The sequence below is a fragment of the Novosphingobium sp. ST904 genome, assembly GCF_001298105.1.
Lineage (GTDB): Bacteria > Pseudomonadota > Alphaproteobacteria > Sphingomonadales > Sphingomonadaceae > Novosphingobium.
This window is the reverse complement of sequence record NZ_LGJH01000163.1, coordinates 47,762-74,069: the sequence shown is the minus strand read 5'-3', so window position 1 is coordinate 74,069 and position 26,308 is coordinate 47,762. Positions and strand designations below refer to the sequence as shown.

Below are 26,308 nucleotides of genomic sequence, written 5' to 3'. Positions count from 1 at the left end.
ACCCGACAATTATTTTTTCTTACATTTTCATTACGTTATCAAGTATTCTTGATGACACCAAGAGCCTGCCGCCTAACGCGAAAGCAGGTAGCGGCCGCCTTCCCTGTGCCACTGGAGATCGTGGATCGCGGCCAGAGCATCCAGCACCATCTCCGGGTCCGACGTCTGGAACCGGCCCGTCACCGGAAGGTCGCCCAGGGCCGGATCGGACAGTTCGATCGGCCGCGAGGAACCCCGGTTGAGCCGCTGCACGAGTTGCCGCACCGATGTATCCTCGGCATCGAACCAGCCGTCGATCCAGCCGGGATGATCGCCCGGCACATCGCCAAGGCTGCGGACCTTGCCGCCGCCCACCTCGATGCCGCTGCCCGCCGGCAGGCGCCATTGCCGCCCGGCACCGGCATCCACGCTCACCAGGCCGCGATAGACCCGCACCACCCGCGTCTGTTCGTCCACCAGATCGATGTCGAAGGCGGTGCCGAGCACGGTCACGCTGGAGCTGCCGGTATCGACGGCGAAATTGCGGACTTTCTCGTGCGCAACGTCGAAGAAGGCCTCGCCCTCGCGCAGGACGACCTCGCGCGACCATGGGGTGAAGCGCACGTCCATCCGGGTATCGCCGCTGAGGCGCACTTTCGATCCGTCCACCAGCTGGACATCGCGGGTTTCGCCGCGCGCCGTGCGGTAGCTCGCCTCGCTCACCAGCAGCCGCGCCCCCAGCGACACGACCACCACGAGGCAGAGCGCCACCGCGGTGAAGGCCGCGAACTGCTTCCACGCCTGCGCGGCCCAGTTCGGGGCCTCGCCGTCTTCCGGCAGGCCGGATTCGTCCGTACCCGTCCGGGTGCCGCCCGCCGCGCCGGGCCATGACCCGGCCGCCGCGCCCGCGCCTGCCTCCGCTGCCGTCAGCGCGTCCTGCATGGCGCCGGACTGCCAGAGCCCCTGCATCCGCGCATAGGCTTCCACGTGGCGGCTATCCTGCAGGATCCAGCGATCGAAAGCCGCCGCCATCTCGGCATCCTGCAAGGGGCGGTTCATCCGGTCCGCCCATTGCGCGGCCTGACGGTCGATCTCGCCGAAGTCCTGCCGGTCGGGCATCATTCAGCCATGTCCCGCAAGGTCCACGCCCGCGCGTTCGAGCGCCCGCCGCAGGTCGAGCAGACCGCGCGTGATATGCTTCTCCACCGCCTTCGCGCTGATCGAGAGATCGTCACCGATGGCGCGGCAGCTTTCATGATTGAGGCGCCTGCGAATGAGCACTTCCCTGCGCAAGGGCGGCATCCGCCGCAGGCAGAGCGAGAGCACGTCCAGCGCGCGGCGTGAATCGAGAACCCTGTCCAGCGAGGGATCTTCGCTTTCCCATTCTTCGTCTGCTTCCCCGGACTGGCGCGACCCATGGCAGTAATCCTGGCGCATCTCCCGCCGCTGCAAGTCCACGATCAGGTTGTCCGCGATCCTGAAGCCCAGTGCAAAGAGACTGCCGATCTGCTGCGTCTGGCTGAGAGCGATCAGCCGCGCAAGCGTTTCCTGCGCCACGTCATCGGCCACGTCGGGCCGCGTTCCCCGCGCCCTGAGATAGCGCACGAGCGCAGCGCCGACCGCATTCCAGTCCTGCGGCGGCGACGCGGGACGATCCATGGCATTCGACAACACGATTTTTCACCCAGCGCCCCGCCGTCTCGTGTCCGGCCGGCGGTCCCTAGGGCCTGTCCATGACGGTTTGAGGAATACCGGAAACTGCGGGAACGGCAGCGCCCGGTTGAGTATTCCTGCGGGCTTCCCTTGGCCCCGGCCCCACGCGCGGCGCTGGACCATTGACTCGGGCGCGGGCTGAATCTAACCGGCGCACTGTTGCGATTGATTTGCAATATACAGTTGGACGATGGGAAGACGATGGCGAGAAGTGCCGCGAACGGCAGGACGACGGGGCGCGGTATCGGCCGCTGGAACGTGACCGCACGCATTCTCGCGGCGGTCCCCGCGAACTATCTCGTCACCTCGCTGGCAACGGCCTGCCTGGCCCGGCTGCTGGCGCACGGACTTTCCGTCAACCCGGCGGAGGCCAGCGTGGCGGCCACGCTGCTGTCCTTCGCGCTTTTCGCCACGATCGCGCTGCTGGCCTTCGGCTTGCGCTCGGCAGGGCAGCTCTGGCTGTGGCTGGCCGTTTCGGCAGCGGTTCTTGGCGGCGCGCTGTGGCTCTCGCTCGACATGGGAGGCCGGCTGTGAAGGAAGGCCTGCGCCAGTCGATGGCGCTGCTCCACACCTGGACCGGGCTGCTGCTGGGCTGGCTGCTGTTCGCCATGTTCGCCACCGGCACCTCGGCCTATTTCCAGGACGAGATCACCCGCTGGATGCAGCCGGAGATCACCGGCGGTGCCGATCCGGTCGCCTCGGCGCAAGGCGCGGTACGGTTCCTGCAGCGAACGGCCCCCGATGCGGCGAGCTGGTACATCTCGCTGCCCAACAGCCGCAGCGCCACCACGCAGGTCTACTGGCAGCCCGGCGAAGGCAGCGCGCCCGCAAAGCGCGGCGAAACCAGTGCCCTGCTCGACCAGACCGGCAAGGAAGTCTCCACCCGCGAGACGCGCGGCGGCTTCTTCCTCTACCGCTTCCACTTCGACCTGCACTACATGCCGGTGCTCTGGGCCCGCTATCTCGTGGGACTGGCGGCGATGTTCATGCTGGTGGCGATCCTTTCGGGCATCATCACGCACAAGAAAATCTTCGCGGACTTCTTCATGCTGCGCTTCAACAAGGGGCAGCGCTCCTGGCTGGACGCGCATAACGTGACCGCCGTGATCGCCCTGCCCTTCCACCTGATGATCACCTTCACCGGGCTGGTCACGCTGGCGGTCATGTACATGCCCTGGGGCATCGCCGCCAACTATGCCGATCGCGCCACCTTCCAGGACGCCGTCTTCGGCCGGACCGAGGACGTGGCCCGCAGCGGCAGCCCCGCGCCGCTGGCCGCCATCGCGCCGATCATGCAGACGGCCTCCGCCCGGTGGGGCGGCAAGCGGGTGGGCTACCTCAACATCTCCAACCCCGGAGACGCCACCGCCAGGATCGGCGTGACCCGCGCGGCGGAAGGCGCCATCGGTTCGCGGGGCGAGGAAATCTCGTTCGGCGGCGTCACCGGCCGCCCGGTGGATGCCAGCATGGCCAAGGGCGCCGCGCTCGCCACCGAGAGCGTGATGATCGGTCTCCACGCCGGGCGCTACGCCCGATACGGCCTGCGCTGGCTCTACTTCCTCTCCGGCCTCGGCGGCACCATCATGGTCGGCAGCGGGCTCGTGCTCTGGACGGTCAAGCGCCGGGCCAAGCTGCCCGATCCCGCTCGCCCGCACTTCGGGTTCCGCCTCGTGGAGAAGCTCAACATCGCCACGGTCGCGGGCTTCCCTGCGGGCCTTGCGACATACTTCCTGGCGAACCGCCTGCTGCCGCTGGACCTTGCGGAGCGTGCCGAGCGCGAGATCGACAGCCTGTTCCTCGCCTGGCTCGCGGTGCTGCTCTGGGCGCTGGTGCGCCCCTCGGCCCGCGCCTGGCCGGAAGCGCTCGGCCTTGTCGCCGCGCTGTTCGCCGCCGTGCCGCTGGTCAATGCGCTGACGACCTCACGCGGGCTGCCGGTCAGCCTGCTCGCGGGGGACTGGCTGTTCGTCTCGTTCGACACGGTCATGCTGCTGCTGGCGGCGGGCTTCGCGATGGGCGCGCGCAAGGCGGCCCGCAAACGCGCGGAGGGGCCCCGCCCCGCCCGGCGCAGGAACCAGACGGCGGTGACGGCATGATCCAGCTCCTTTGCATCGTCCTTGCCGGCGGCGCCTTCGCCGCGCTGGCCCTGTCGATGAAGCGCCACCAGCGCGACCTTGCCGGGCGGGCGCTGACCCAGCGGGAAACCCGCCTCGCCCGCATCGGCGGCTGGACGCTCGTGGTGCTGGTGCTGGGAATCGACGCGGCGGCATCGGGCTGGGGCTACGGCACGGTTGCCTGGGCCGGGCAGCTCACCGTGGGCGCGTGGGCCAATGTCGCCTGGCTGATCTGGCGCGGCCGTTCCTCGCGCGGGGCCTGAACCTTCGCAGCCCGCTTGCCCCGCTCGCATGTCATGGACATGTCGCCGCGCGGGAGCGATAGAGCGGCCCTGTCCATCCTTGCGGGAGCCTGACCATGGGAATGCTGATCGAAGGCCAGTGGCACGATGTCTGGTACGACACGAAGTCCACCGGCGGCCGCTTCATCCGCAAGGATTCCGCCTATCGCGGCTGGATCTCCGCTGACGGTGCATCCGGTTTCAAGGCCGAGGCCGGGCGTATCACCTCTATGTCAGCCTTGCCTGTCCCTGGGCCCACCGCACCCTGATCGTGCGCGCGCTCAAGGGGCTGGAAGCGCTCGTCCCGATCTCCGTGGTGAACTGGGTCATGCTCGAAAAGGGCTGGACCTTCGCCGATGCGCCCGGAGTCATTCCCGATCCCGTCAACCGCGCCGACTATCTCCACCAGGTCTATACCGCCGCCGATCCCGCCTACAGCGGCCGCGTCACCGTGCCCGTGCTCTGGGACAGGCAGACCGGGACGATCGTGAACAACGAATCCTCCGAGATCATCCGCATGTTCAACGAGGCGTTCGACGGGCTCGGCGCCGCGCCGGGGGACTTCTATCCCGAAGCCCTGCGTGCCGAGATCGACGCGGTGAACGCGCGGGTCTACGACACAGTGAACAACGGCGTCTACAAGGCCGGCTTCGCCACCAGCCAGGATGCCTACGAGGAAGCCCTCGCGCCGCTGTTCGATTCGCTGGACTGGCTGGAGCAACGGCTCTCCCGCAGCCGCTTTCTGGTGGGAGACAGGCTGACAGAGGCCGATATCCGCCTTTTCACCACGCTGGTCCGCTTCGATGCCGTCTACGTCGGTCACTTCAAGTGCAACGTGCGGCGGATATTCGATTATCCCGCCCTGCAAGACTACCTGCGCGACATCTACCAGACGCCGGGCATCGCGCCGACGGTGAACTTCCAGCACATCAAGGGCCATTATTACGAAAGCCATCGCGGCATCAATCCAACCGGGATTGTGCCCAAGGGCCCGATACTTGACCTCGACACGCCGCACGGACGATCCTGATCGGGACTCCCGCGGCAACTTTGGGCTGTTCCCTCTCGGGCAAATACAGGTAAGCTGTATTCCGATCCGCACTATCCCTCAGTTCCCAAGGAGGCGCCCCCATGCGCAAGGATGCATCCCTCTACTCGATCGATGGTTCGTCGCTCTCCGGTGCCTCCTCGGATGAGCCCCTCACCGACCGTCTGAACCGGGTGCTGGAGATGCTCCGCGCCGAGTTTCCGCACGCGGTGGACATCGGGCTGGAATTCGACGGCAAGCTCCACGCCCATATCGACGTGCGCGGCGGCGAGGAAGTCTGCGGGGTGGAATCGAAGCTGCCCAACCTGGGAGAGGGAATGTTCACCCAGATCGCCCACGGCGCCACGCCGCACCATCCCTTCTTCCACCGCATCAGCTCGGTCGTCGAAGGATAAGCGGCAGAGCGGCGGGGCGACCTGTCGCGAAACCATCATCAAACGGTGATCGTCCCGTCACTTGCGGAGCCTATCGAGCCCTGGGCGGCATCGAAGGCGCCGTGAGGGAGGCAAGGTCTCGATGCCCTTGCCGCTTTCGTGGTATCCTGCCGCATCCATCGTTCGAGCGAGGGGGCAGAACATGATCGACGAACCGACCCGCCATTTCTGCGCCGGAATCGGGGCACGCCCATGATCTTCGCCGTGCTCGCGCTTGCCCAAAGCCTGGCTCTTGCCCTGCCTCCCGCTGTCGCGGTCTCCGGCGCGGCGCCCGGCGCGCCGCTTCCCGCCGCAACCGAACTGCGCCGCATCGCCGCCCCCGAAGCCCGGCAGGGCGCGGCCGGCGGCCATGGCTCCGTCTATGCCGTGGGCGATCACGAGGTCGCCCGTTATGACGCCGCGAGCGCCCGGCGCGTCGCGCACTGGAGCGGCGATCCGGTGATCTACCCGCATCTCAACAGCTGCGAACTGGACGGTTCCGAACTGGTCTGCGCGGCCTCGAACTATCCGCAGGTTCCGATGGACAGCCAGGTGCTGTGGTTCGACGCGGCCAACCTGAAACCGCTGCGCAGCCATGCCCTGGGCCATGGCCACGGCTCGCTGACATGGTTCGTCCGCCACGAGGGCAGCTGGTGGGCCTGCTACGCCAATTACGACGGCAAGGGCGGCGAGCCGGGCCGCGATCACCGCGCCACCACACTTGTCAGGATGAACGACCGGTTCGAGGAAACCGGCCTCTGGACCTTCCCGGAGACCGTGCTTTCCCGCATGGCCCCGCGCAGTTCCTCGGGCGGTTCGTGGGGCAAGGACGGCTTGCTCTACGTGACCGGCCACGATCTGCCGGAAATCTATGCGGTCCGGGTTCCCAGGCAGGGCGGCGTGCTCGAACATGTGGCGACGATCGCCATGCCGACCGGCGGCCAGGCCATCGGCTGGGCCCCGGACGAGCCGCGGGTCATATGGTCTATCGAGCGCAAGACGCTGGAAATGGTGGCGAGCAGGGTTCCTCCGGTGAAGAGCGGAAGGAAGCCGTAGATCCGATCATCGCCCTGCCGGACCGCCCGGCAGGAAACGGCGGAACAGGGGACGACCATGATCTTGCACAGGGGCAGGCACGCAAGGGAGTTCTTGAAAGCATCGGTCCGCTGGACCGCAAGAGACCGCCGGCCGGTCTGGCTGGCGGTGCCGCTCGCCGCCGCGCTCGGCCTTGGCGGCGCCATCGGGGGGGAACCGCGCGATCCGGTCCCGATCGCGGCGGCGCCGCTGCCGGAGCCAGCAACGGCGGGAGCAAGGGAGCCGGGCACGATTTCCATCCTCACCTACAACGTCAAGGGCCTGCCCTGGCCGCTTGCCAGCAACCGCCCCCAGGCGCTCCGCCGCATCGCCGAGCGGCTGGCGGGGATGCGGCGCGAAGGGCGCCAGCCACATGTCGTCGTCCTGCAGGAAGCCTTCACCGCCGATGCCAAGGCGATCGGGCGGCGTGCCGGATATCCCTTCGTGATCGAAGGCCCCTACGCCCGGCGCGCGCCCTCGCATTCAGGCGGTCGCGACTGGCATCTGGGCGAAACCAGCATGGCAGTGGTGGACAGCGGGCTCGTCCTGCTTTCCGACTTTCCCGTGCTGGGCGTGGAGCGCGCCGCCTTCCCGCCGGAGGACTGCGCCGGGTACGACTGTCTTGCCGCCAAGGGCGTGCTGATCGCCGAACTGGAAACCCCGGATCGCGGCCCCGTGCTGGTGGCGACCACGCATCTCAACTGCCAGAGCGCATCGGGAGCGCCCAAGGCCCGCACCACCGCCGCTTTCGGACGACAGGCGGCCTTCCTCGGCGCATTTCTCGCAAGGGCACATGCGCGCGGATTGCCGGTGGTGGTGGCGGGAGACTTCAACCAGGGCCAGCGCCCCCGCCGCGCGGCCCTGCTCCGCACGGCGCTGGGCGAGGTGAACGGACTGCCGGTGCGCGATGCCCTCAGCCGGAGCCTTCTCCCCGGCGCGTCTGACGATCCCGCCCGGAACGCCGATCTCGCCGCGATCCGCGAGCACGCACGCGATCTGCAATTCGCCTTCGACGCACGAACGCGCGCATCGTGCCGGTGGGCGCGGAAGTGCCCTTCGGCCGCGAACCGGACGGCCGGATGCTTTCCGACCACATGGGCTACACGATCCGCTACCGGATCGAGCCATTCCGGGCTTTGCGGCCCCGGATTGCTACGAACTAGGCCTGAGCAAACCTAGGGTTGCGGCGAAGACGAAGCGGCAGGTGCCGGATCGGTGCGGCGTGGCTGCACCAGTTGCTCGATGACCTGCCGCCCGTCGATCTGGAGCCCCTTCTCGTCCAGCTTCACGTCCACCGGAGCGCCGCCGATCTGGGTGGAGAGCACCGCCTTGCCCTCCTCCACGCGCAAGCTGGAATCGCCCAGCGGTATATCGCCGATATCCGGCACGTCGAGCGGCTGGACCGGGCCTTCGGGATCGGGGCTCCCGGTTGCACGGGGACGCGGCGCGGCGCGCTCGCCCAGCGCCTGCTGCATGAAATCGCGCCAGATACGGGCCGGAATCGTGCCGCCGGAAACCCCCTTGAGCGGCGTATTGTCGTCATTGCCAACCCACACGCCGACCACGAGATCCTTGGCATAGCCCACGAACAGCGCATCGCGGTTCTCCTGGCTGGTGCCGGTCTTGCCGTAGTTCGCGGTTTGCAGCCGGGCGCCGCGCCCGGTGCCGCGATTGACGGCGCCGCGCAGCAAGGTCTCGATATCGTCGTGCTCGCTCTGCGACAGGCTGCGGCGGCCGCTGATGAGCCCGTCGAACCAGCCCTCCTCCTTGGCCTTGAACGCCGTCGGCGCGACCGGGAAGCGATTGCCGGCCACGCCCGCATAGGCCGCCGTCAGTTCCATCAGCGTCATGCTGGACGTGCCGAGCGCGAGGCTGGGATCGCCATGCGGCAGCGGCGCGGTGACGCCGAGCTTGCGCGCCATGTCGATCACCGCCTTGTCGCCCACTTTCTGGAACAGGCGCACGGCCGCCACATTGCTCGAATGGGCGAAGGCATCGGCCAGCGTGATCGTCTGCGAATAGGCGCCGCCGGCGTTCTGCGGGCGATAGTAGCCGATTTCGAACGGGGTGTTCTCGATCGTGTCGGTCGGCTTCCAGCCGTCATCGAGCGCGGCAAGATAGACGAAGAGCTTGAACGTCGAACCCGGCTGGCGCCGGGCCTGCGTCACGCGGTTGAACGGCGACTTGGCATAGTCGCGCCCGCCGACCATGGCCACGACCTCGCCATTGGGCCGCATCGCCACCAGCGCAACTTGCGCCTTGCCCAGCGGCGCATTCTCGATGGCGCGGCGCGCGCGGCCTGGAGACGGGAATCGAGCGTGGTCTTGTAGGTCTGCGCGGCATAGCTCGCCTCGTCGAGCCCGCGCGCCTGCGGCAGCGCCCAGTCCGCGAAGTAGGTGCCGGTGGGCAGGTCGTTCTGCGAACGCACGTCAAGGCGCGGCGCACGGATGGCGCGGGCCTGCTCCGGCGTCATGTAGCCCGCCTCGACCATGGACTGGAGCACCAGTTTCATGCGCTGCGCGGCAAGATCGTAGTTGTTGGTGGGCGCGAGGCGCGAAGGCGCCTTCATCAGCCCCGCCAGCATGGCCGACTGCGCGGGCGAGAGGTTCTCGGGCTTGCGGTGGAAGTAATGCATCGAGGCCGCCCGCAACCCGTAGGTATTGTCGCCGAAGTAGGCGTTCGACAGGTAGCGTTCGAGGATCTCGTCCTTGCTCAGCCAGGCTTCCAGCCAGAATGCGATCAGCACTTCGCGCGCCTTGCGCGTCAGGCTGCGTTCGGAGGTGAGGAAGGTGAACTTGGCGAGCTGCTGGGTGATCGTGCTGCCGCCCTGGGTGCTGCCGCCGCTGACGTTGCTCCACAAGGCGCGGGCGATGCCGCGCGGATCGATGCCCCAGTGGCTGTAGAACCGGCGGTCCTCGATGGCGATGAAGGCCTGCGTGACGTGGATCGGCAGCTTCTTCACCTCCACCGGCGCATCGACGATGGCGCCGTTGCGCGCGATCGGGGTACCGTCCGCCGCCAGCAGCGTGACTTGCGGCGGCGAAATCGGCTGGAGCGACTTTGACAGCGGCGCCGTCACCAGCAGCCAGCCGATCAGCAGGAAGAACAGCATCAGCACGCCGGCGGTCCCGCGCGAATCCACCACCAGCGCGAACGGCCGCGCGGCGGCGCCTCGGCGGAAGGCGGCGGGTTCGGGGAACTGGGGGAATGGTCGTCCTGGTCCGGCCCGCCTTCCGGCAGGCTTTTCAGGTTATCCAACGTCAAGGCCATATCGCGGCTTCGCCTGCACTTCCCATCCAACAAGGCCCGCAGCGGGCCGGATTTCGCCAATACGGGGTTCCGTGGCGCCTTGCGAGGCAAATGTTGTCGCAAAATCGACAAACCGATGACCGGAACCGGCGCAGGTCCATCCCTTCCGGTACGGTGTGCGTGCCATCCCGTCTATCCGGCAGGGGTAGCCCCGTTCCCGGAGGGCTAGGCCATGCGTTCCGGCGCGGGCATTCGGGAGTATAAGGTCCTGTAGATACACGCCGTCCGGCCCGCCCGGTAGCCTGCTTGCATATCGATGGCAGGAGAGATCGAGCGTGACGGCACATTCCAAGATCGAAGCCCGGATCGAGACCCTCGGCCCGGACGCGCCGGAAGACCGCAAGCTGCTGTCGCTGGAGCAGAGCCTCGCGCTGGACGGCGATGCGGCGATGGACCTCTATGCCGCGCACCTCAACAAGTACATGCTCCAGGTCTTCGACATCCTCGGCCTGGCGCGCATGGATATCGAAAGCGCGCAAGGCGCCGAGATCACCTTGCGCGACGGCCGCACCATCCTCGACTATTCGGGCGGTTTCGGCGTGCTCGGGCTGGGCCACAACCACCCGCGCGTGATCGCCGCAGAGCGCCGCTGCCACGAACTCAAGGTGCTGGACTGCATCAAGATCGCGCCGCACAAGCTGCAGGGCGCGCTGGCCTACAACATCTCGCGGTTCCTGCCCCGCCCGCTGGACGTCTCCTTCCTCGCGGTATCCGGCACCGAGGCCAACGAAGCGGCGATGAAGCTGTGCGAGCGCGTGCAGACCCCCAAGGGCAAGACCAAGTTCCTGTGCTTCCGGGGCGCCTTCCACGGCAAGACGCACGGCCCCCTCTCCCTCACCACCGCCACCGACGTGCAGAGCGGCTTCATCATGGGCGTTCCCCGGGAGAACGTCGTCTTCGCCACCTATGGAGACATCGAATCCGTGATCGAGGCGATCCGGCAGGAACGGACCGCAGGCGGCAACCGGATCATCGCCGGGATCGTCGAAACCATCCGGGGCACCTCCTGCGAAGTGCCGCGCCCGGGCTTCCTCACCGAATTCGCGGCGCTGTGCCGGCAGGAGGACATCCTGACGATCTTCGACGAGGTGAAGGTCGGCATGGGCCGCACCGGCAGGTTCTGCGCCTTCCAGCACGAGGACGTGGTGCCCGACGTCGTCACCCTCGCCAAGACGCTGGGCGGCGGCAAGCGCGAACTGGGCGCCATGGTCACCTCGCAGGCCCTGTTCGACAAGGCCTATGGCAACAAGCAGGACTGCAACCTGCACAGTTCCAGCTTCAGCGGCATGGGGGAATCCTGCGCGGTCGGCATCGAGACGCTCAACGTGCTCGCGGACGAGAAGCTGATCGAGCGGGCCGGACGTATCGGCGCTTACCTGAAAGCCGGGCTGGAACGCCTGCGCGAGAAGTATCCGCGCAAGATCGTATCCCTGCGCGGCAAGGGCTGCTTCCAGGCAATCGAGCTGAACTTCGGCCAGCAACTTGCTGAAAAAGCGATAGATATACGCAATAACCCGCTTTTCGTGACTTACGAGACGGTGCTGATCGGCGCCGTGGCGCGCGAACTGTTCGAACGCCACGGCGTGCTCGTCCATTTCCAGCCCGGCGCCCGAGACCTGCTGCACTTCATGCCGCCCTACATCGTCGAGGAGGCACAGGTGGACCATCTGCTCGCCGCTCTGGACGACGTGCTGGGGCGCGGCGTGGCGGATGCCACGGTCCGCTTCGTCGCCAAGAACATCAAGCGCGTGCTGGGCTGAGCCGATGGCAACGCCCGCCGAGATGGCCCGCCCCTTCGCGGCCACCGCGCCCCGCCCTCCCCTGGGCCTTGGCAATGCCGCTTCGGTCCGGCAGGGCCGGATCGCCTGCGCGCTCCTGGTGCTGGGCTCGCTGGCGTTGCTCCAGTTCAACGTCCACCACGGGCTTTCCGTCACCCCGGACAGCACCCGCTACATGGGGATCAGTCCGATCCCCTACGACGCGCCGGTCTACCACTGGATGCTCGTGCTGCCCCATGCGCTGGGCGTGCCGCTGCTGACGGCGGCCATGGCCTGGGCGATCGTCACGCTCTGCACCAATGTCGTCATGATCTTCGCGCTGCTCCGGCGGGCCGCGGGGGACTGGCGCCATGCGGCGGTCGGCACCGCCCTCGTGGCGCTGGCACCGCAGTTCGTCGCCCTTCATGCCAGCGTGATATCGGAGCCGCCGTTCATTTCCTTCGTGTTGTTCACGCTGTGGTTCGTGCTCGACTACTTCGAACATGGCCGCCAGCGCGACCTGGTGATCGCCTCGCTCATGCTGGGCATGGCGACGCTTGCGCGGTTTACCGCCCCCCCGCTGGGCGCCGCCATCGTGCTGGTCCTGCTCACCACGCCGCGCCTGCCGCTTGCCCGGCGCGTGGCCGACAGCGTGCTGATGGCGGTCCCGGGGGCCGCGCTGTTCTTCGGCTGGGTGATCCTGAGCACGCTGACGGTGGGCCATTCCATCGGCCGCGAGATGCGCTTCTACGGCAACATGGGGCCGGCGCAGTGGCGGGCCAATCTCGAAACCACCGCCGCCTGGCTGTTCCCCGACAACGTGCCGCTGGCCTTCCGCGTCAGCCTGCTCGTCCTGCTGCTCGGCTTCGCTGGCTGGCAGTTCACCCGCCAGCTTGCCGCCTGGCGGAACGAGCGCGCCGATGCGCCCAGCGATGCGCGCACCGCCCTGTCGCTGGTCCTCGGGCTGTTCTTCGTGGGCTATCTCGCCTTCGTCTGGCTCTCGACGATGCTGGAGGCGAACCTTTCCTTCGTGGGGCGCTACGGTCTTCCCGCCTATCTGGTCCTGGCGATGCTGCTTACGCTTCAGGCAAGCGGGCTCGACCGCCGACTGGCCGCCCCCCGCGCCATGTGGTTCGCGCTGGCCGCGCTGGCGGCGGTGATCCTCGCCTCGCACACCGTGCGCACGGTCAGCCGCACCCATGACGCCTATCGCGAGGGTTCCGGCTTCCACGCCCGCATCTGGCGCGAATCCCCGACGATCGCGGCAGTGCGGGCGCTTCCCGCCGCCTCGCTGGTCTATTCGAACGGCCCCGAAGTCGTCACCCTGCTGACGGACCGCCGCGCGGGCATGGTGCCGATGGAGCGCCTGCTGCGCACCAACCGGCCCGATCCCAACGATCCGCCCGAAGCGCAGATCGCCCGCATCCGCGGCGAAGCGGCCGCATGGCCCGAGCGCCCGGTCTATGTGGTCGCCTTCGACAACATCGACTGGCGCTTCTACCTCGCCAGCGAAGACCGGCTGCGGCGCGCGCTCTCGCTGGTTCCCGTCGCCAGCTTCGCCGACGGACGCATCTACCGCGTGTCGCCCGCGGTGCAGCCATGACCCCGCCGCCGCCATCGGCATCCCCGCCCGCGATCGCACCGCCCATCGCAGTGGCGCCAATCGCCTCCGGCCCGGTCGGCCCCCTCATTTCCGGAACAACAGCCGTTCCATCCGCATCCGTTTCACCGCCAGCCACCCCGCCCCCTCCGCTCCAGGAGAATCCCCCCATGCCCTCGACGGCCACGCTTGACCGCAAGACCGCGCGCCTGCGCGATTACCTGACCCTTGCCCGCTTCGATCACATCACCAAGCATGTGTTCATCATACCGGGCCTGATCCTCGCCTATGCACTGCGCGAGCCCTCGCTGCTGGACGCCCCGCAGCGCGTGGTCATCGGCTTCGTCGTGGCCATCGCGATCGCCTCGGCCAACTACGTCATCAACGAATGGCTGGACCGGGAATTCGATGCGCATCACCCCAGCAAGCACCACCGCAAGGCCGTGTCGCTGCAACTCTCGCCGGCGCTGGTCTATGTGGAATACCTGGCCTTCGCCGGGGTCGGCCTTTCGCTGGCGGCTTGGATGGGAGGCAGCTTCTTCGTCTTCTCGATCGTGTTCCTCGCCTCGGGCCTCGTCTACAACGTGCAGCCGATCCGCTCGAAGGACCGCCCGTTCCTCGACGTGATCTCGGAATCGGTGAACAACCCGATCCGCCTGACGCTGGGCTGGCTGATGATAGACCCCTCCAGCATGCCGCCCGTCAGCCTCCTGCTCGCCTACTGGACCGGCGGCGCCTTCCTCATGGGTTCCAAGCGCCTGTCCGAATACCGCGACATCACCGCCGCCGTCGGCCTTGAAACGCTGACCCGCTACCGCAAGTCCTTTGCCGGCTATACCGCCGAGAGCCTGGTGGTGAGCTGCCTCGTCTATGCCATGCTCTCCTCGTTCTTCCTCGGCGTGTTCCTCATCAAGTACCGGGTCGAATACGTCCTGGCCTTCCCGTTCATCGCCGGGCTGTTCGGCTGCTATCTCTGGCTGTCGATGCTGCCGGACTCGATCGCGCAGCGGCCGGAACGGATGTTCCGCTCCCGCCGCCTGATGGCAACGCTGGGCGTGACCGTGAGCGTGCTGCTGGTGCTCTCGTTCCTCGACCTTGCCGGCCTGTCCACGCTCACCAACCGCAGCTTCACCCCGGCGGACATGCTCCCCGGGCACCGCAAGTGAGGGAAGGAACGATGACGGAGTGGGGCAACATGTCCGAAGTGGGCTGGAAGAAGGTCGGGCTGGTCGTCTTCGACCTCGACGGTACGCTTTACGACCAGCCGCCGCTGCGCCGCGCCATGGCCATCGAACTGTGCAAGCACAGCCTGCGCCAGCGCAGCCTTCGCACCGTGCGCACCCTGCGCGCCTTTCGCCAGATCCGCGAACTGCTGGGCGAGGTGCAGGGCGACGATTTCACCCATGAACAGTTCAGCCTCACCTCGCGGCGCTGCGGCTGCTCGGAAGGGGAAATCCGCGCCATGGTGGAGGAATGGATCGAGCGCCGGCCGCTGGCGCTGCTCCCCCGCTACAAGGCGCGCGGGATCGACCGGCTGTTTTCCGCCCTGCGCGCACCGGGCGGCGGATCGCGGTCTGGTCGGACTACCCGGTGGACGCCAAGCTCGCCGCGCTGGGGCTGCGTTGCGACCATACGATCTGGTCCGGCTCGGGCGGGGTCGGCCGCCTCAAGCCCAACCCCGCCGGCCTGCTGGCGCTGCTCGCCGAAACCGGCATGACGCCCGGGGAAACCCTCGTGATCGGAGACCGGGCGGATCGCGATGCCGCCGCCGCCGCCGCCATCGGCGTTCCCGCCCTCATCCGCACGCACGGCAAGACCGCCGAGCCCTCGGGCTTCCGCCGCTTCGACGATCCCCCCTTCAAGGCCATCCTCGCGGAGGGAGCCCATGCCTGAACGCGCCGCCATACCCCATTCCGGCCGGACCGGAGGCGGGATGATCCGATCCTGCATCGCGGCTCTCGTGGATGTCCTGGTGGAGGAAGTGCGCCCCGGCCTCTCGCCATCCGACCGTGCGACCGTGCGCGACTATGTGCTCGCCACCAGCGCGGCCATGCCCGATCACTTCCGGCTCGGCTTCCGGGGGCTGGCGCTGCTGTTCGAACTGTCGAGCCTGCCGGTCCATGGCCACCGCTTCTCCCGCCTTGCCCCGGGCGAGCGCGCCGCCCATGTCCGCGCCTGGCGCGGATCGCGGATCGGCTTTCGCCGCTCGATGATCGCGTTCTATTCCACCTTCTCCTGCTACGGCCTCTATTCGCTGCCCCTACGCGAGGAACAGGCCCGCGCGAAACGGATCGCGGCATGAGCACGCCCGGCGAGATCCTCACCGAAGTGCTGGTGATCGGCTCCGGCCCCGGCGGCGCGGTAAGCGGCACGCTGTTCGCGCAGGCGGGCCACCGGGTGACGATGGTGGAGGAAGGCCAGCATCTCCCGCTCGAAGCCGCGCCGCACTTCTCGCGCGAGGAGATGCTGCTCAAGTACCGCAATGCCGGGGTCGGCGTCGCGCTGGGACGGCACAAGCTGGCCTGGGTGGAAGGGCGCTGCGTCGGCGGCGGCAGCGAGGTCAACCGCGGGCTCTACCACCGCACGCCCGCCTATGTGCTTGACGACTGGCGGCGCCGGTTCGATGTGCGCGATCTCGACCTTGCCGGAATGACGCCCCATTTCGCCGCCTGCGAGGCGATCGCGAAAGTCGAATATGCAGGCACCGCCGCCTCCGACATGTCGCGGCGGCTCCAGCAGGGCGCGCAGGCGCAGGGCTGGTTCGCGATCGAGGCGCCCCGCCTGTACCAGTACGCCGCCGATGGTCGCGGCGGTGAAAAGCAGTCGATGTCCGCCACTTTCGTGCGCCGGTTCCTGGAGGCGGGCGGCGAACTCCTGCCCGCCACGCGGATCGCCCGCCTGCGCCGCGAAGGCGGCATGTGGATCGCCGAAGGGTTCCGCCGCGGCGAGAACGGCCTGCCCCGCGCCGTGACTTTTCGCGCCGAAACCGTGGTCGTCGCCTGCGGCGCGGTGCAGACCCCTGCCCTGCTGCGCCGTTCCGGCATCTCCCACAATGTCGGCAACAGCCTGCGCTTCCATCCGATGGTCAAGGTCTCGCGGAATTCGACCGCGACGTGAACCAGCCGGGCGATTTCGATCCGGTCCACCAGGTCAAGGAATTCGAGCCGCGCTTCGGCATGGGCTGCTCGATCAGCAATCCCGCGATGCTGGGCGTGGCGCTGGCCGGGCGCGAGGGCCACTGGGAACTCGTGGCCGAACGCTGGCGGCGCATGGGTATCTACTACGTGCAGTCGGGCGGCGGCGTGGCCTCGGTGCGCAACCTGCCCGGCTTCGACGATCCGCTGGTCCGCATCCGTTTTTCGAAAGGCGATCTCTCCGTGCTCGGAGAGGGGCTGCGGCGGCTCTGCGAAGCGCTGTTCGCGGCGGGGGCCCGGACGATCTACCCCTGCGTCACCGGCTACCCGGACCTGCATTCCCCCGCCGATCTCGCGGACCTTCCCGAACTGCTGGAAGCAGGCGACGGCAACGTCACCTCGGTCCATGTCTTCTCCTCGTGCCCGATGGGCGAGGACACGCGGCGCACCGCCACCGATTCCTTCGGCAAGGTCCACGGCGCCCAGGGCCTCTACGTAAACGACGCCTCGCTTCTCTGCGGACCGACCTCGGTAAACCCGCAAGGCACGGTCATGGCTCTGGCCCACCGCAACGCCATGGAAGCCATGACCGCCGCTTCCACTAGGGGCCAAGGGGCCGGTTGCGGAATGGCGGGTTCGGAGTGATGGAACACAAATTGCTGTCGTTCCCCGAAATTTTGATAGGAGGGCACCAACTCGTAGATATTCTGGAGCTTTCGCCCCCGTTCCGGGAGCTCCCAACATCCGGTCGATCGTCGCAATCGCACGATCCTTGTCGGCTTGGACATCCTCGCTGACCTGTCTGCTTCCCAATATGCCCTTCAATTCTACAAGATCACGCCGATACCCCTGCGCAAGGAGCTTGTTGACGATATCCATCTGGCCAAGGGAGGCAGAAAATGTGGCGATGTCCTGATGGTTACCAAATTCGACGTTCAGATTGGCACCGGCATCGAGCAGATAGTCGAACATCACAAAATCGATTTTCGGATCATCCCCACCGCGCCTCAGCGCATCGCCCAAGTCGGCATTAAGCGCCACAGCCAGCGGAGTATAGTCAGCCGGGTCATTCGATACATAGTCGATATTGGCACCATGGCGCAGCAACAGGCTCACCACCTCCTTGTCATGATAAGCCACGGCCACCATCAGGGGCGACCAGCCTTCAGCATAAAGCACCGCATTGGGCGAGGCGCCGAGGTCTAGAAGCCTGGTCACCGCCTCGCGGTCATGCGCGAAGACCGCCTGATAGAGCGGCAAGGCAGCAGGCGCGCGTTCGCCGTTCGGCCCGGAGACCTCCTGCCAGAACAATTCGGTGTCCGAGTCGCTTATGGACGCCCAGGGAGCCGATTCCTTCGGCATCAGGTAATCGCCTCTCGTGGCTAAGGCCGCGGAACCGATAATGATGGCGAGCGACTTCAACGCCCGTTTCCTGAAGTCGTCCATACCATGAATATTTATCCGTCATGAGAGCGAGTACTTCGCGGCAAGGCTTGATGCGCCAAACAGGCATTGCAACCTGTTTACCGAGCGTTCCCGGACTGTCGGCTACTTGGAACGTCAAATCAATGGCGTAGCGACCCAGATGGGCGCCGGGCCGACCTCCTGGCCTTGAAGGCTGGGCACGAAGCCCCCCCAGGCCGTCGAAAAATTTAGCCTGAGACCGGCCCAGCAGCTTGCGCCCCATTGCGGAAATTCACAGCGACGCGGGTTTGTGCGAGAAGCGCACGTTAGATCATACCAATGAGGCGCAAAATGCTTGAGACCAGAAATTGGTTTGCGAAACAACCGGCGAGCGAGGGGGAACTAGCGGAAATCAGGCATGCGCTCCCCACGACCCTCCCGTTGGCCTATTTCGATTTGCTAGCAGAGACGAATGGCGGTGAGGGGCCCTTGCCGGTGAATCCATACAACTTCTGTCTCGACCCAGTCGTGACCGTGTTGGACGCATTCCGCTCACGCAATTACGATAGGCCTGATCTGGACGGCTTCCTAGTTTTTGGGGGTGACGGAAGCCGCGAATTGATCGCGTTCGACATGCGCAGCGGTCTTCCGGGCGCTATTGTGACAATCGATATGGTTGTCGGGCCCGAGAGCGCGGAAATCGTTGCCTCTAACTTCGACCAGTTTGTAAGCATGCTCGGGCACAGTTCTGAGGATTACCGGCGGCTTTAATCTTACGAATTCTGAAAGCAGCCTGACCGCTTCCCACCCTGACCGCTTCCCACCCTCTTCACCGCCGACCGCTCAGGTCGGTGCAGGAGACCGGACCGGCAGGTTTCTGGAGCGTCAAATCGGCCATCGAACGACTGACAAGGGCGCAATCCAGTCGCTAAAGCCGGCTCAACCTGCTCTCAGCAGCCGCAGCGGGGAGCCGGTTCGTGCTGCTGCCAGCCAGCCGAGTGCGAACAGTGCGGTCGGCAGCCAGAGCATGAGATGTGCCAGCAGGATCGTCGCGGTGGCCTGCTCGGCGCCGACACCTACCGCGCGGTAGGAAAGCATCCCGAAGAATTCGTAGGAACCAAAATGCCCCGGCAGCGCCGGCACCAGCGTGCCCAGCGTGGAAAAGGCAAAGGCCACCAGCGGCCGCAGACCCTCGGTCACGCTGCCGCCCAGGCTCACCCATGCCCCCAGCATGACGAGGCTTTCGAGCAGCCAGAGCGCGAAGGACAGCAGCACCATCCCCGCGATCCGCTTCGGGCCGCCGCTTCCCCGCACCGCGCGCGCCACCGCCCGTGCCGTTTCCGCCAGTTTCGCGGCGGCGGCGAACGGCAGTTTCCGCTCGATCAGGCCGGCCAGCCCCTCGATCAGCGCCGGCGAAAGCAGCACCGCGAGGCTCGCGATCACCGCGACCGCCAGCACCAGCCGGAACTGCGCCACGATCTCGGCGGGAAGCGTACTGTCCACCAGCATCAGCGCCACGCCGGCAACCATCAGGATCGACACGAGATCGAGCACGCGCTCCACCACCATCGCCCCCAGCACATGCCCCACCGGCAGTGCGAACCTGCGGTGAAACCAGTAGACGCGGAACACGTCGCCAAGGCGAAAGGGCAGGATATCGCTGATGCCGAAGCTTGCCACGAAAGGCGCCACCGTCGGCGCGAAGGGCACGTCCCGCCCGCCGGGATCGAGCAGCAGCCGGAACCGCCACGCGCGCAGCAGGAAGTCGAGCGCATAGGCCAGCAGCGCCAGCGCCAGCGGCGGCCATGTCGCGCGCACCAGCAGCGCGCCGACAGCGGCCATGTCCACCGTGAACCACAGCACCGCGAGGAAGGCCGCCCCCACCACCACGCCAAGCCAGAACCGCAGGCGGCCGCCTTGCGCAGCGGGTGGGGGCTGCGCAGCCATGGTCACTCCTGCTCGCTGCGCTGGGCCTGATACTTCACGAACAGCGTCGCCAGCGTGGTGCGGCTGGAAATGTCGAGCTTGCGGTAGATGTTGTGGAGGTGAATGCTCACCGTCCCCTCGGTCGACCCGAGCATCCCCCCGATCGCCTTGTTCGAGAACCCCCGGCAGACCAGCGCGCTGATCTCCCGCTCGCGCGGAGTGAGGTTGCCGATATCGGAGGCGATGTCCACGCCCCCGCCCCGCCGCCCCTTGGCGACCAGGTCCTCCGGCAGCCACTTGCGACCGGACACCACCTCGCGCAGGCAGTCGAGCAGCGAATTGGCAGCATAGTCCTTGAGCAGCAGGCCCCAGACCCCAAGCGCGATGGCTTCGGCGATCTGCCGCCCGCTCATCGTCGCCGACAGGAAGATGACCCGGACCGGCCAGCCCGCCTCGCTGATCGCGCGCAGGATCGCGATGCCGCCGACATCGGGCATCGACACGTCGAGCACCGCGACTTCGGGGCGCTTCTCCCGGATCACCGCCAGAGCGCGCGTGCCGCTGCCGGTGGCCTCGATCAGGTCCACCTCGCCCGTGCCGCGCAGCATGTCCGCCAGCCCGCGCAGCAGCAGGGGGTGATCGTCCGCAACCAGGACCCGGCAAGCGCTCGCGGGCATGTTCATGCGGCTTCCTCCAGCGGGATGACCATGGTGACGCGCAGTCCGGTTGCGCTGTCGTCCAGCGCGATCGAGCCGCCCAGTTGCATGGCCCGGCTGCGCAGCGAAGCCGGGCCGATCCCGTTCGCGGCCGGTCCTAGCCCCCGCCCGTTGTCGGCCACGCCCAGTTCCAGCGCGCTGCCGATCAGCCGCGCCTCCAGCGCGATCTGCGTGGCGGCGCCGTGGCGCACGGCATTGGCGGTCGCCTCGGAAAAGAGCTGGATCACCTCGTCCACAAGGCTGCGCGGCAATTGCGCGGCGCGTCCGTGCCAGTCGAACAGGACGGTGACGCCCCACTTCTTTTCGAGAATGTCGGCCTCCCGGCGCAAGTCGGCCACCATGTCGGTGGGCGCTCCGCCGTCGCAATCGCGCTGGTCCTCCACGAAGCTGCGGATGCGCCGCTGCTGCTGGGTCACGAGTTCCTCGATGTCCTTGAGTTCGGCCGCCAGCTCCCTTGCGCCCGCCGGATCGCGCGCCGCCAGCCCGCGCAGCTTGAGCGTCGTGGCGGTCAGGTCCTGCAGCACGCTGTCATGCAGGTCCTGCGCGAAGCGGCTGCGTTCGTCGGCACGGACGCTGTCGGCATGGCGGGCCACCAGTTCGACATGCTCCAGTTCGGACCCCGTGCGCGCGGCGATGATCTCGGTGAGCGCCAGCGCGTCCTCCGGCCGCCCTTCGGGATCGACCAGGATCAGCGCCCCGCGGAACCGCAGCCCGGAGAAGCCGGAGCGCACCGCATAGTCGTGCGAACGCGGACGCGGCAGGCCCAGCCCGCCGAGCATGAGCGTAAGCGCCAGCATCTCGTCCGGTCCAAGCTGGCTGGCCCGCGTGCGGTCCATGAAGTCGAGCCGCGCCTCGGAAAAGGCGCTGCGGAAATTGGCGCGGTCCAGCGGCCGCAGGTCGAGCCCCTGCTTGCGCCAATGGGCGATGAAGCCGGTCGGCTCGTCCTGCTCGCGCCAGATCAGGATCAGGCTTTCGCAGCCGGTGACGGTGGCGGCATGGCGGCACAGTTCGGACAGCCAGCCGCGCCGGTCGCCGAACCCAGCATCCATCGGCCAGCTCGCCAGGCGCGCCAGCCGTTCGCGGCTGCTTTCGCGGTAAGCCCCGAAATAGCCGAGCATCACCGCGCAGACCAGGAAGTAGGCCGCCCGGATGATGAGCACGTTGAGTTCGGATTCACCGTCGAGAATGTCGGGAATGCCGACCGCGAACAGCACCATCTCCAGCATGACCGCGCCGACGATCGCGCCCGCGAACCCCCAGCGCACCGCCATCGCCAGCAGCGCAAAGGGCAGGAACGAGAAGAACGGGCTGGTCAGTTCGTTGGTGAGGAACGCCAGCCAGCCGAGGATCGCGGTATCCAGGACGTGAACGGCGAAGTGGACCGGGCTGTCCACCGGCTTGCGGATCGGCACCGCCACCAGCAGGATCGCCATGACGAGGTAGATCGCCAGCACGTCCTGCGCCTCGTGCCGGTAACGGCCGGGCTGCGTGGGATCGAGATAGATCGCGATCACCGCGAAGATCGCGGTCATCAGGCGGCCATAGCCGATCAGCCGGTTTGGATCGGTGATCAGCAGCGCCTGGCGCGCCCGGCTCAGGCCGGATGATCTCGCGTCGAATGTCCGCCCCATGTTCCTAGCTGTCTTGCCGAACCGCCCGGCGAAGTGCCGGAAGCGACGGGAAAAACCTACGAAGGCCGGGGCTCCGCGTCGAGTCAGCCTTCCTGCTGATACCCCTGCTCGAAATCGCCGGAACCGTTCTCCGATTGATGGTCCGGCCCGTCTTCCGATTGACGGCGGACCGGGATCGGCCTAGCAGACGCCCCAGCATCAAGAGTCGGGATAATGCCCGGCACCAACCTGCTCCCGAGCAAGGTGGTACCTTCGCAGACATGCGAAGGGATGTGGCCGGACCGGCAACAAACGGGTTTTCCAGCTGCATCGCCGTCATTTTCCTCCCGGCTCGCCGAGCCCAGAAGGAAATACCGCATGTCCCAGATCCGTCCCGCCCCGGCCCAGCAATTCGCCAGCGACAATTATGCCGGAATCTGCCCCGAGGCCTGGTCCGCGATGGAGCTGGCCAATACCGGCTCGGCCACCGCTTACGGCGAGGATGAATGGACGCGCCGCGCCGCCGACGCCTTCCGCGCGCTGTTCGACACCGATTGCGACGTCTATTTCGCCTTCAACGGCACCGCCGCCAACTCGCTGGCGCTTGCCGCGCTGTGCCAGTCCTATCACTCGGTGATCTGCTCCTCCTCCGCCCACGTCGAGACCGACGAATGCGGCGCGCCGGAGTTCTTCTCGAACGGGTCCAAGCTGCTGGTCGCCCAGAGCGCCGACGGCAAGCTGACGCCGGAGGCCATCCGCGCGCTCGCCACCGGCCGGTCGGACATCCACTTCCCCAAGCCGCGCGTCGTCACCATCACCCAGCCGACCGAGACCGGGCAGGTCTATTCCGTGGCCGAAATCGAGGCGATCTCCGCCACCTGCCGCGCGCTCGGGCTGAAGCTGCACATGGACGGCGCCCGCTTCGCCCATGCCTGCGCGGCGCTGGACTGCACCCCCGCCGAGATCACCTGGCAGGCCGGCGTGGACGTGCTCTGCTTCGGCGGCACCAAGAACGGCATGGCCGTTGGCGAAGCGGTGATCTTCTTCGACCGCACGCTGTCGGAAGACTTCTCCTACCGCTGCAAGCAGGCCGGGCAGCTCGCCTCGAAGATGCGCTACCTCTCGGCGCCGTGGATCGGCGTGCTCGAAAGCGGCGCATGGCTGGCGAACGCGCGCCATGCCAATGGCTGCGCCCGCCGCCTTGCGGATGCCTTCGCGGGTGTGGCCGGGCTGGAACTGATCTTCCCGGTCGATGCCAACGCCGTGTTCCTCTCCGCGCCCGAACCGGTTCTGGATGGACTGCGCGCGCGCGGCTGGCGCTTCTACACCTTCATCGGCGGCGGTGCCCGCTTCATGTTCGCGTGGGACGCCGACCCGGCACAAGTGGACCGCCTTGCCGCCGACGTGCTCGATCTTGCGCGAGAATGTGCCCGCCCCGTCGCGGCCTGAAGGCAGGAGCGGCGCGCCTTGCGAAGGTCCGCCCGCGCCGCTCCTGCAAACGAATGAAATCTCTGTTGCTATTGCAAGTTGATCGCATTAGCGAAGCTCCTTCGAGGGAAGACTTGCGAAAGTCCAGAGGCCGAACGGCACGCGCTTTCCCGAGGGGCCGGCGGGCGGCCCCGGCAAGATCAAGCGGGAAGCGAAGACGTGACGCGGCAGGTACTGTTTCAGATTCACTGGTTCCTCGGAATCACCGCCGGCTTCGTGCTCGCGCTGATGGGCGTGACCGGGGCCACGCTGAGCTTCGAGAACGAGATCATGCGCCTGCTCAGCCCGGGCATCGTCACCCTTTCCCCCGGTAAGGGCCCGGCGCTTTCCCCTGACGAGGTGATCGCCCGCGCCTCCGCGCAGCGCGCCGGTCTCAAGGTCGAGCGGCTGACCGCCGAGCACGACCCCGAGGCCGCCTGGCAGGTCCAGTTCGCCGCGCAGGGCAAGGAGCGGCGCGGCGAGCGCAGCTACGTGGACCCGCGCAGCGGCATCCTGCTGGGACAGCCCAGCGGCACCGGCTTCTTCCGCACGGTGGAGGACCTGCACCGCTGGCTCGCGCTGCCGGGCGGCGGCAACGGGATCGGCCGCCAGATCACCGCCTTCTCCGCGATCTCGCTGGTGTTCTTCGCGATTTCCGGCCTCTACTTGCGCTGGCCCCGCCGCACGTTCGACTGGCGCGCATGGCTCGTGCTGGATCTGCGCAAGAGCGGCCGCAACCTTTATCGCGCGCTGCATGCCGTGATCGGCGGCTGGGTGGCGCTCGTCTATCTGCTGAGCGCGCTGACCGGGCTCTGGTGGTCCTACGACTGGTACAGGCAGGGCGTGCTCTACGCGCTCACCGGCAAGACCAGCCGCGAGGAAAGCGGACATGGCGGCGGCGCGAACGGCAAGGAAGGCGCGAAGGAATCCGCAAAGGAAGCCGCAAAGGAAGCCCCTGTGCCCAGCCTGGCCCGCGCCTGGCCCACGGTGCTGGCCGCGATGGACGGCCGCTATCGGTCGATCTCCATTTCCATGCCCGAAGACGGCGAGAAAACGGCCACGTTCCGGGTGCTGCTGGAAGATGCCCGGCATGACCGCATGACCGACGACATCAAGGTCGATCTTGCCGACGGCAAACTGGTCAAGGCCGACCGCTACGACCGGCGCAGCCTGGGCAAGGTCATCACCACCAGCATGTACGAACTGCATCGCGGCGCCTTCTTCGGCATCGGCGGACGCATCCTGCTCCTGCTGACCAGCCTGACGATGCCGCTTTTCACCGTTACCGGACTACTGCTCTACCTTGTGCGCCGCCGCAAGAAACGGTCGCTCAGGGAAGTGGTGGAGGCCCAGCCCGCCCTGTCCGCCGCTAGCGGCGACCTGCTTGTCGCCTTCGCCAGCCAGACCGGCGGCGCCGAACGCCTTGCCCGCCAGACCGCCGCCGCGCTTGGCGGCGCCCGGGTCGTGCCGCTTTCGGCAGTGGACGATGCGCTGCTCTCCGATGTCGATCGCGCGCTCTTCGTGGTCAGCACTTATGGCGAAGGCGAACCGCCCGACCCGGCGCGCCGCTTCGCCCGTCAGGCGATGGCGACACCGCCCGCGCCGAACACCTCGAATATGCCGTCCTCGCCCTTGGCGACCGCGAATATCCCGAGTTCTGCGCCTTCGGCCATTCCGTTGACCGCTGGCTCCATGCCGGCGGCGCGCGGCGCCTGTTCGATATGGTGGAAGTGAACGGCGAGGATATCGACGCCCAGCGCCAGTGGCAGCAGCAGCTCGCCGCGCTCGGCGCCGAACCCGACATGCCGGACTGGGAGCCCGCCGCTTACGAGAACTGGCAGCTTGCCGAACGCCGCCTGCTCAATCCGGGCAGCGCCGGAGGCCCTGCCTTCCTCGTCAGCCTAAGGCCCGCTACCGGTCCGATGCCGTCATGGCAGGCGGGTGACATCGCCGAAGTCCTGCCCGGCGCCAACGATCCCGCGCGCATCGCCGCCTACCTTTCGGCCTGTGGGCTGGGCCGCGATGTCGAAGTGGAGGGCAAGTCCCTGGCCGATCACCTCTCCCGCGCGCTCATTCCCGACCACCCGGTGGAAAGCGCCGGGGAACTCGTGGCCGCGCTCCGTCCCCTGCCGCACCGCGAATACTCGATCGCATCGGTCCCCGGCGACGGCAGCCTCGACCTGCTGGTCCGCCAGGTGGAACGAACGGACGGCACGCTGGGTCTCGGTTCCGGCTGGCTGACGCATTTCGCTTCGCCGGGCGGCGCAGTCTCGCTTCGCCTGCGCGCCAACGAAGGCTTCCACGCTCCCGCCGGGGGGCGCCGCCTGATCCTGATCGGCAATGGGACCGGTCTTGCCGGGCTGCGCGGCCACTTGCGCCAGTCCCGCGCCGAGGGACGCGGCGGCCACTGGCTGCTGTTCGGCGAACGCAGCCGCGCGCATGACGCCCTGCTGCCGGGCGAAGTGGACGGCTGGCTGGCGGACGGCACGCTCACCGCCTCGACCGCGCATGGTCGCGCGATGCGGACTGCGGGCGCTATGTGCAGCACCTGCTGGCCGAAGCCGAGGCGGACCTGCGGGACTGGGTGGAAAACGGCGCCGCGATCCTCGTCTGCGGCAGCCTTCAGGGCATGGCCCCGGCGGTTGACGACGCCTTGCGCCGTGCGCTGGGCGACGAACGGGTGGAAGCGATGGCCGAAGCCGGGCTCTATCGCCGCGATATCTATTGAAGCCGTGATCTCTTGAAAGTTGCGGGGCTCCCTTCGCG

At 67.5% G+C, this 26,308-nt stretch carries 22 protein-coding genes, 4 pseudogenes and 1 riboswitch; of the genes and pseudogenes, 19 read left to right on the top strand and 7 right to left on the bottom strand.

What is annotated here, in order from left to right:
* Positions 1-72: 72 nt before the first annotated feature.
* Together ADT71_RS24955 and ADT71_RS24950 are read right to left on the bottom strand one after the other, a co-directional pair.
* The gene (locus tag ADT71_RS24955; RefSeq protein ID WP_054441258.1) at positions 73-1,101 is read right to left on the bottom strand and encodes a FecR domain-containing protein; all 1,029 of its coding nucleotides are present in this window, start codon (positions 1,099-1,101) and stop codon (positions 73-75) included.
* Entirely contained in the window at positions 1,102-1,638 is a 537-nt protein-coding gene (locus tag ADT71_RS24950) for an RNA polymerase sigma factor (protein WP_054441256.1), read from the bottom strand.
* Between the two features lie 255 nt (positions 1,639-1,893).
* Here ADT71_RS24950 and ADT71_RS24945 point away from each other — a divergent pair, with 255 nt between their 5' ends.
* From ADT71_RS24945 to ADT71_RS24915, 7 genes and pseudogenes are all read left to right on the top strand, one after another.
* The gene (locus ADT71_RS24945; RefSeq protein ID WP_054441254.1) at positions 1,894-2,226 is read left to right on the top strand and encodes a hypothetical protein; all 333 of its coding nucleotides are present in this window, start codon (positions 1,894-1,896) and stop codon (positions 2,224-2,226) included.
* Complete coding sequence (locus tag ADT71_RS24940; protein ID WP_054441251.1) at positions 2,223-3,785, top strand: PepSY domain-containing protein; 1,563 nt, start codon at positions 2,223-2,225, stop codon at positions 3,783-3,785. Before ADT71_RS24945 ends, ADT71_RS24940 begins: the two co-directional genes overlap by 4 nt.
* Positions 3,782-4,066: a DUF3325 domain-containing protein gene (locus tag ADT71_RS24935; protein ID WP_054441249.1), complete on the top strand. Its 285-nt coding sequence runs from the start codon at positions 3,782-3,784 to the stop codon at positions 4,064-4,066. Before ADT71_RS24940 ends, ADT71_RS24935 begins: the two co-directional genes overlap by 4 nt.
* A 95-nt stretch (positions 4,067-4,161) precedes the next feature.
* Positions 4,162-5,114 (top strand): annotated as a pseudogene (locus ADT71_RS24930) (glutathione S-transferase family protein).
* Positions 5,115-5,215: 101 nt separating this feature from the next.
* Positions 5,216-5,527 (top strand): hypothetical protein, encoded by a 312-nt coding sequence (locus tag ADT71_RS24925; RefSeq protein WP_231636170.1) that lies wholly within the window; start codon positions 5,216-5,218, stop codon positions 5,525-5,527.
* Positions 5,528-5,758: 231 nt separating this feature from the next.
* Positions 5,759-6,601, top strand: a complete 843-nt coding sequence (locus ADT71_RS24920; protein WP_054441247.1) for a hypothetical protein — start codon at positions 5,759-5,761, stop codon at positions 6,599-6,601.
* Positions 6,602-6,694: 93 nt separating this feature from the next.
* Positions 6,695-7,798 carry an endonuclease/exonuclease/phosphatase family protein gene (locus ADT71_RS24915; RefSeq protein ID WP_054441244.1) on the top strand — a complete coding sequence of 368 codons (1,104 nt, stop codon included), beginning with the start codon at positions 6,695-6,697 and terminating at the stop codon, positions 7,796-7,798.
* Here the strand turns inward: ADT71_RS24915 and ADT71_RS24910 are convergent.
* A pseudogene (locus tag ADT71_RS24910) lies at positions 7,795-9,889 on the bottom strand (transglycosylase domain-containing protein). The gene ADT71_RS24915 and the pseudogene ADT71_RS24910 overlap by 4 nt on opposite strands.
* A gap of 314 nt (positions 9,890-10,203) precedes the next feature.
* Between ADT71_RS24910 and ADT71_RS24905 the strand changes: the two are divergent.
* From ADT71_RS24905 to ADT71_RS34445, 8 genes are all read left to right on the top strand, one after another.
* Positions 10,204-11,688, top strand: coding sequence for an aspartate aminotransferase family protein (locus ADT71_RS24905; protein ID WP_054441242.1), 1,485 nt, complete (start codon positions 10,204-10,206; stop codon positions 11,686-11,688).
* A 4-nt stretch (positions 11,689-11,692) separates the two neighbouring features.
* On the top strand, positions 11,693-13,288 hold the full coding sequence (locus ADT71_RS24900; protein WP_054441240.1) for a glycosyltransferase family 39 protein: 1,596 nt from the start codon (positions 11,693-11,695) through the stop codon (positions 13,286-13,288).
* A 167-nt stretch (positions 13,289-13,455) separates the two neighbouring features.
* Complete coding sequence (locus ADT71_RS24895) at positions 13,456-14,451, top strand: UbiA family prenyltransferase (protein WP_054441238.1); 996 nt, start codon at positions 13,456-13,458, stop codon at positions 14,449-14,451.
* Positions 14,452-14,758: 307 nt separating this feature from the next.
* Complete coding sequence (locus tag ADT71_RS30735) at positions 14,759-15,178, top strand: HAD-IA family hydrolase (protein WP_082370540.1); 420 nt, start codon at positions 14,759-14,761, stop codon at positions 15,176-15,178.
* On the top strand, positions 15,171-15,587 hold the full coding sequence (locus ADT71_RS24880) for a hypothetical protein (RefSeq protein WP_054441233.1): 417 nt from the start codon (positions 15,171-15,173) through the stop codon (positions 15,585-15,587). Before ADT71_RS30735 ends, ADT71_RS24880 begins: the two co-directional genes overlap by 8 nt.
* Positions 15,584-16,402 carry a GMC family oxidoreductase N-terminal domain-containing protein gene (locus tag ADT71_RS32415; protein ID WP_054441231.1) on the top strand — a complete coding sequence of 273 codons (819 nt, stop codon included), beginning with the start codon at positions 15,584-15,586 and terminating at the stop codon, positions 16,400-16,402. The genes ADT71_RS24880 and ADT71_RS32415 overlap by 4 nt, the downstream gene beginning before the upstream one ends.
* Positions 16,399-17,064 carry a GMC family oxidoreductase gene (locus ADT71_RS32410; protein WP_054441229.1) on the top strand — a complete coding sequence of 222 codons (666 nt, stop codon included), beginning with the start codon at positions 16,399-16,401 and terminating at the stop codon, positions 17,062-17,064. Before ADT71_RS32415 ends, ADT71_RS32410 begins: the two co-directional genes overlap by 4 nt.
* A gap of 135 nt (positions 17,065-17,199) precedes the next feature.
* Positions 17,200-17,625 carry a hypothetical protein gene (locus tag ADT71_RS34445; RefSeq protein WP_054441227.1) on the top strand — a complete coding sequence of 142 codons (426 nt, stop codon included), beginning with the start codon at positions 17,200-17,202 and terminating at the stop codon, positions 17,623-17,625.
* Here ADT71_RS34445 and ADT71_RS36005 read toward each other — a convergent pair.
* A pseudogene (locus ADT71_RS36005) lies at positions 17,509-17,781 on the bottom strand (ankyrin repeat domain-containing protein); the annotation flags it as partial. The gene ADT71_RS34445 and the pseudogene ADT71_RS36005 overlap by 117 nt on opposite strands.
* Before the next feature lie 393 nt (positions 17,782-18,174).
* On the opposite strand from ADT71_RS36005, the gene ADT71_RS24860 reads away from it, so the two are divergent.
* A complete protein-coding gene (locus tag ADT71_RS24860; protein WP_165913278.1) occupies positions 18,175-18,594 on the top strand; it encodes an SMI1/KNR4 family protein in 420 nt (139 codons plus the stop codon).
* Positions 18,595-18,762: 168 nt separating this feature from the next.
* On the opposite strand, the gene ADT71_RS24855 is transcribed toward ADT71_RS24860, so the two are convergent.
* From ADT71_RS24855 to ADT71_RS24845, 3 genes are read right to left on the bottom strand one after another with little or no spacing between them, the layout of a single operon-like run.
* Positions 18,763-19,770, bottom strand: a complete 1,008-nt coding sequence (locus ADT71_RS24855; protein WP_054441223.1) for a lysylphosphatidylglycerol synthase transmembrane domain-containing protein — start codon at positions 19,768-19,770, stop codon at positions 18,763-18,765.
* 2 nt (positions 19,771-19,772) lie between these two features.
* On the bottom strand, positions 19,773-20,432 hold the full coding sequence (locus ADT71_RS24850; RefSeq protein ID WP_197283118.1) for a response regulator transcription factor: 660 nt from the start codon (positions 20,430-20,432) through the stop codon (positions 19,773-19,775).
* Positions 20,429-22,096 carry a sensor histidine kinase gene (locus ADT71_RS24845; protein WP_054441221.1) on the bottom strand — a complete coding sequence of 556 codons (1,668 nt, stop codon included), beginning with the start codon at positions 22,094-22,096 and terminating at the stop codon, positions 20,429-20,431. Before ADT71_RS24845 ends, ADT71_RS24850 begins: the two co-directional genes overlap by 4 nt.
* Before the next feature lie 190 nt (positions 22,097-22,286).
* Positions 22,287-22,398, top strand: a riboswitch (SAM-I-IV-variant riboswitch).
* Between the two features lie 55 nt (positions 22,399-22,453).
* On the opposite strand from ADT71_RS24845, the gene ADT71_RS24840 reads away from it, so the two are divergent.
* The 3 genes and pseudogenes from ADT71_RS24840 to ADT71_RS35995 all read left to right on the top strand — a co-directional run bounded on the left by ADT71_RS24840 (position 22,454) and on the right by ADT71_RS35995 (position 26,286).
* Complete coding sequence (locus ADT71_RS24840) at positions 22,454-23,524, top strand: low specificity L-threonine aldolase (protein WP_054441219.1); 1,071 nt, start codon at positions 22,454-22,456, stop codon at positions 23,522-23,524.
* Positions 23,525-23,791: 267 nt separating this feature from the next.
* A pseudogene (locus ADT71_RS36000) lies at positions 23,792-25,072 on the top strand (PepSY domain-containing protein); the annotation flags it as partial.
* Positions 25,073-25,263: 191 nt separating this feature from the next.
* Positions 25,264-26,286: a hypothetical protein gene (locus ADT71_RS35995; RefSeq protein WP_369818335.1), complete on the top strand. Its 1,023-nt coding sequence runs from the start codon at positions 25,264-25,266 to the stop codon at positions 26,284-26,286.
* The last annotated feature ends 22 nt before the right edge of the window (positions 26,287-26,308 follow it).

What these genes read in the sequence shown, in the direction of transcription:
- ADT71_RS30735 (WP_082370540.1), top strand. Translation starts at nt 14,759, where the DNA reads ATGGATCGAGCGCCGGCCGCTGGCGCTGCTCCCCCGCTACAAGGCGCG.
- ADT71_RS32415 (WP_054441231.1), top strand. Translation starts at nt 15,584, where the DNA reads ATGAGCACGCCCGGCGAGATCCTCACCGAAGTGCTGGTGATCGGCTCC.
- ADT71_RS24925 (WP_231636170.1), top strand. Translation starts at nt 5,216, where the DNA reads ATGCGCAAGGATGCATCCCTCTACTCGATCGATGGTTCGTCGCTCTCC.
- ADT71_RS24860 (WP_165913278.1), top strand. Translation starts at nt 18,175, where the DNA reads ATGCTTGAGACCAGAAATTGGTTTGCGAAACAACCGGCGAGCGAGGGG.
- ADT71_RS35995 (WP_369818335.1), top strand. Translation starts at nt 25,264, where the DNA reads ATGGTGGAAGTGAACGGCGAGGATATCGACGCCCAGCGCCAGTGGCAG.
- ADT71_RS24955 (WP_054441258.1), bottom strand. Translation starts at nt 1,101, where the DNA reads ATGATGCCCGACCGGCAGGACTTCGGCGAGATCGACCGTCAGGCCGCG.
- ADT71_RS24920 (WP_054441247.1), top strand. Translation starts at nt 5,759, where the DNA reads ATGATCTTCGCCGTGCTCGCGCTTGCCCAAAGCCTGGCTCTTGCCCTG.
- ADT71_RS24855 (WP_054441223.1), bottom strand. Translation starts at nt 19,770, where the DNA reads ATGGCTGCGCAGCCCCCACCCGCTGCGCAAGGCGGCCGCCTGCGGTTC.
- ADT71_RS24850 (WP_197283118.1), bottom strand. Translation starts at nt 20,432, where the DNA reads ATGAACATGCCCGCGAGCGCTTGCCGGGTCCTGGTTGCGGACGATCAC.
- ADT71_RS24895 (WP_054441238.1), top strand. Translation starts at nt 13,456, where the DNA reads ATGCCCTCGACGGCCACGCTTGACCGCAAGACCGCGCGCCTGCGCGAT.
- ADT71_RS24900 (WP_054441240.1), top strand. Translation starts at nt 11,693, where the DNA reads ATGGCAACGCCCGCCGAGATGGCCCGCCCCTTCGCGGCCACCGCGCCC.
- ADT71_RS24935 (WP_054441249.1), top strand. Translation starts at nt 3,782, where the DNA reads ATGATCCAGCTCCTTTGCATCGTCCTTGCCGGCGGCGCCTTCGCCGCG.
- ADT71_RS24950 (WP_054441256.1), bottom strand. Translation starts at nt 1,638, where the DNA reads ATGGATCGTCCCGCGTCGCCGCCGCAGGACTGGAATGCGGTCGGCGCT.
- ADT71_RS24840 (WP_054441219.1), top strand. Translation starts at nt 22,454, where the DNA reads ATGTCCCAGATCCGTCCCGCCCCGGCCCAGCAATTCGCCAGCGACAAT.
- ADT71_RS24945 (WP_054441254.1), top strand. Translation starts at nt 1,894, where the DNA reads ATGGCGAGAAGTGCCGCGAACGGCAGGACGACGGGGCGCGGTATCGGC.
- ADT71_RS24845 (WP_054441221.1), bottom strand. Translation starts at nt 22,096, where the DNA reads ATGGGGCGGACATTCGACGCGAGATCATCCGGCCTGAGCCGGGCGCGC.
- ADT71_RS24880 (WP_054441233.1), top strand. Translation starts at nt 15,171, where the DNA reads ATGCCTGAACGCGCCGCCATACCCCATTCCGGCCGGACCGGAGGCGGG.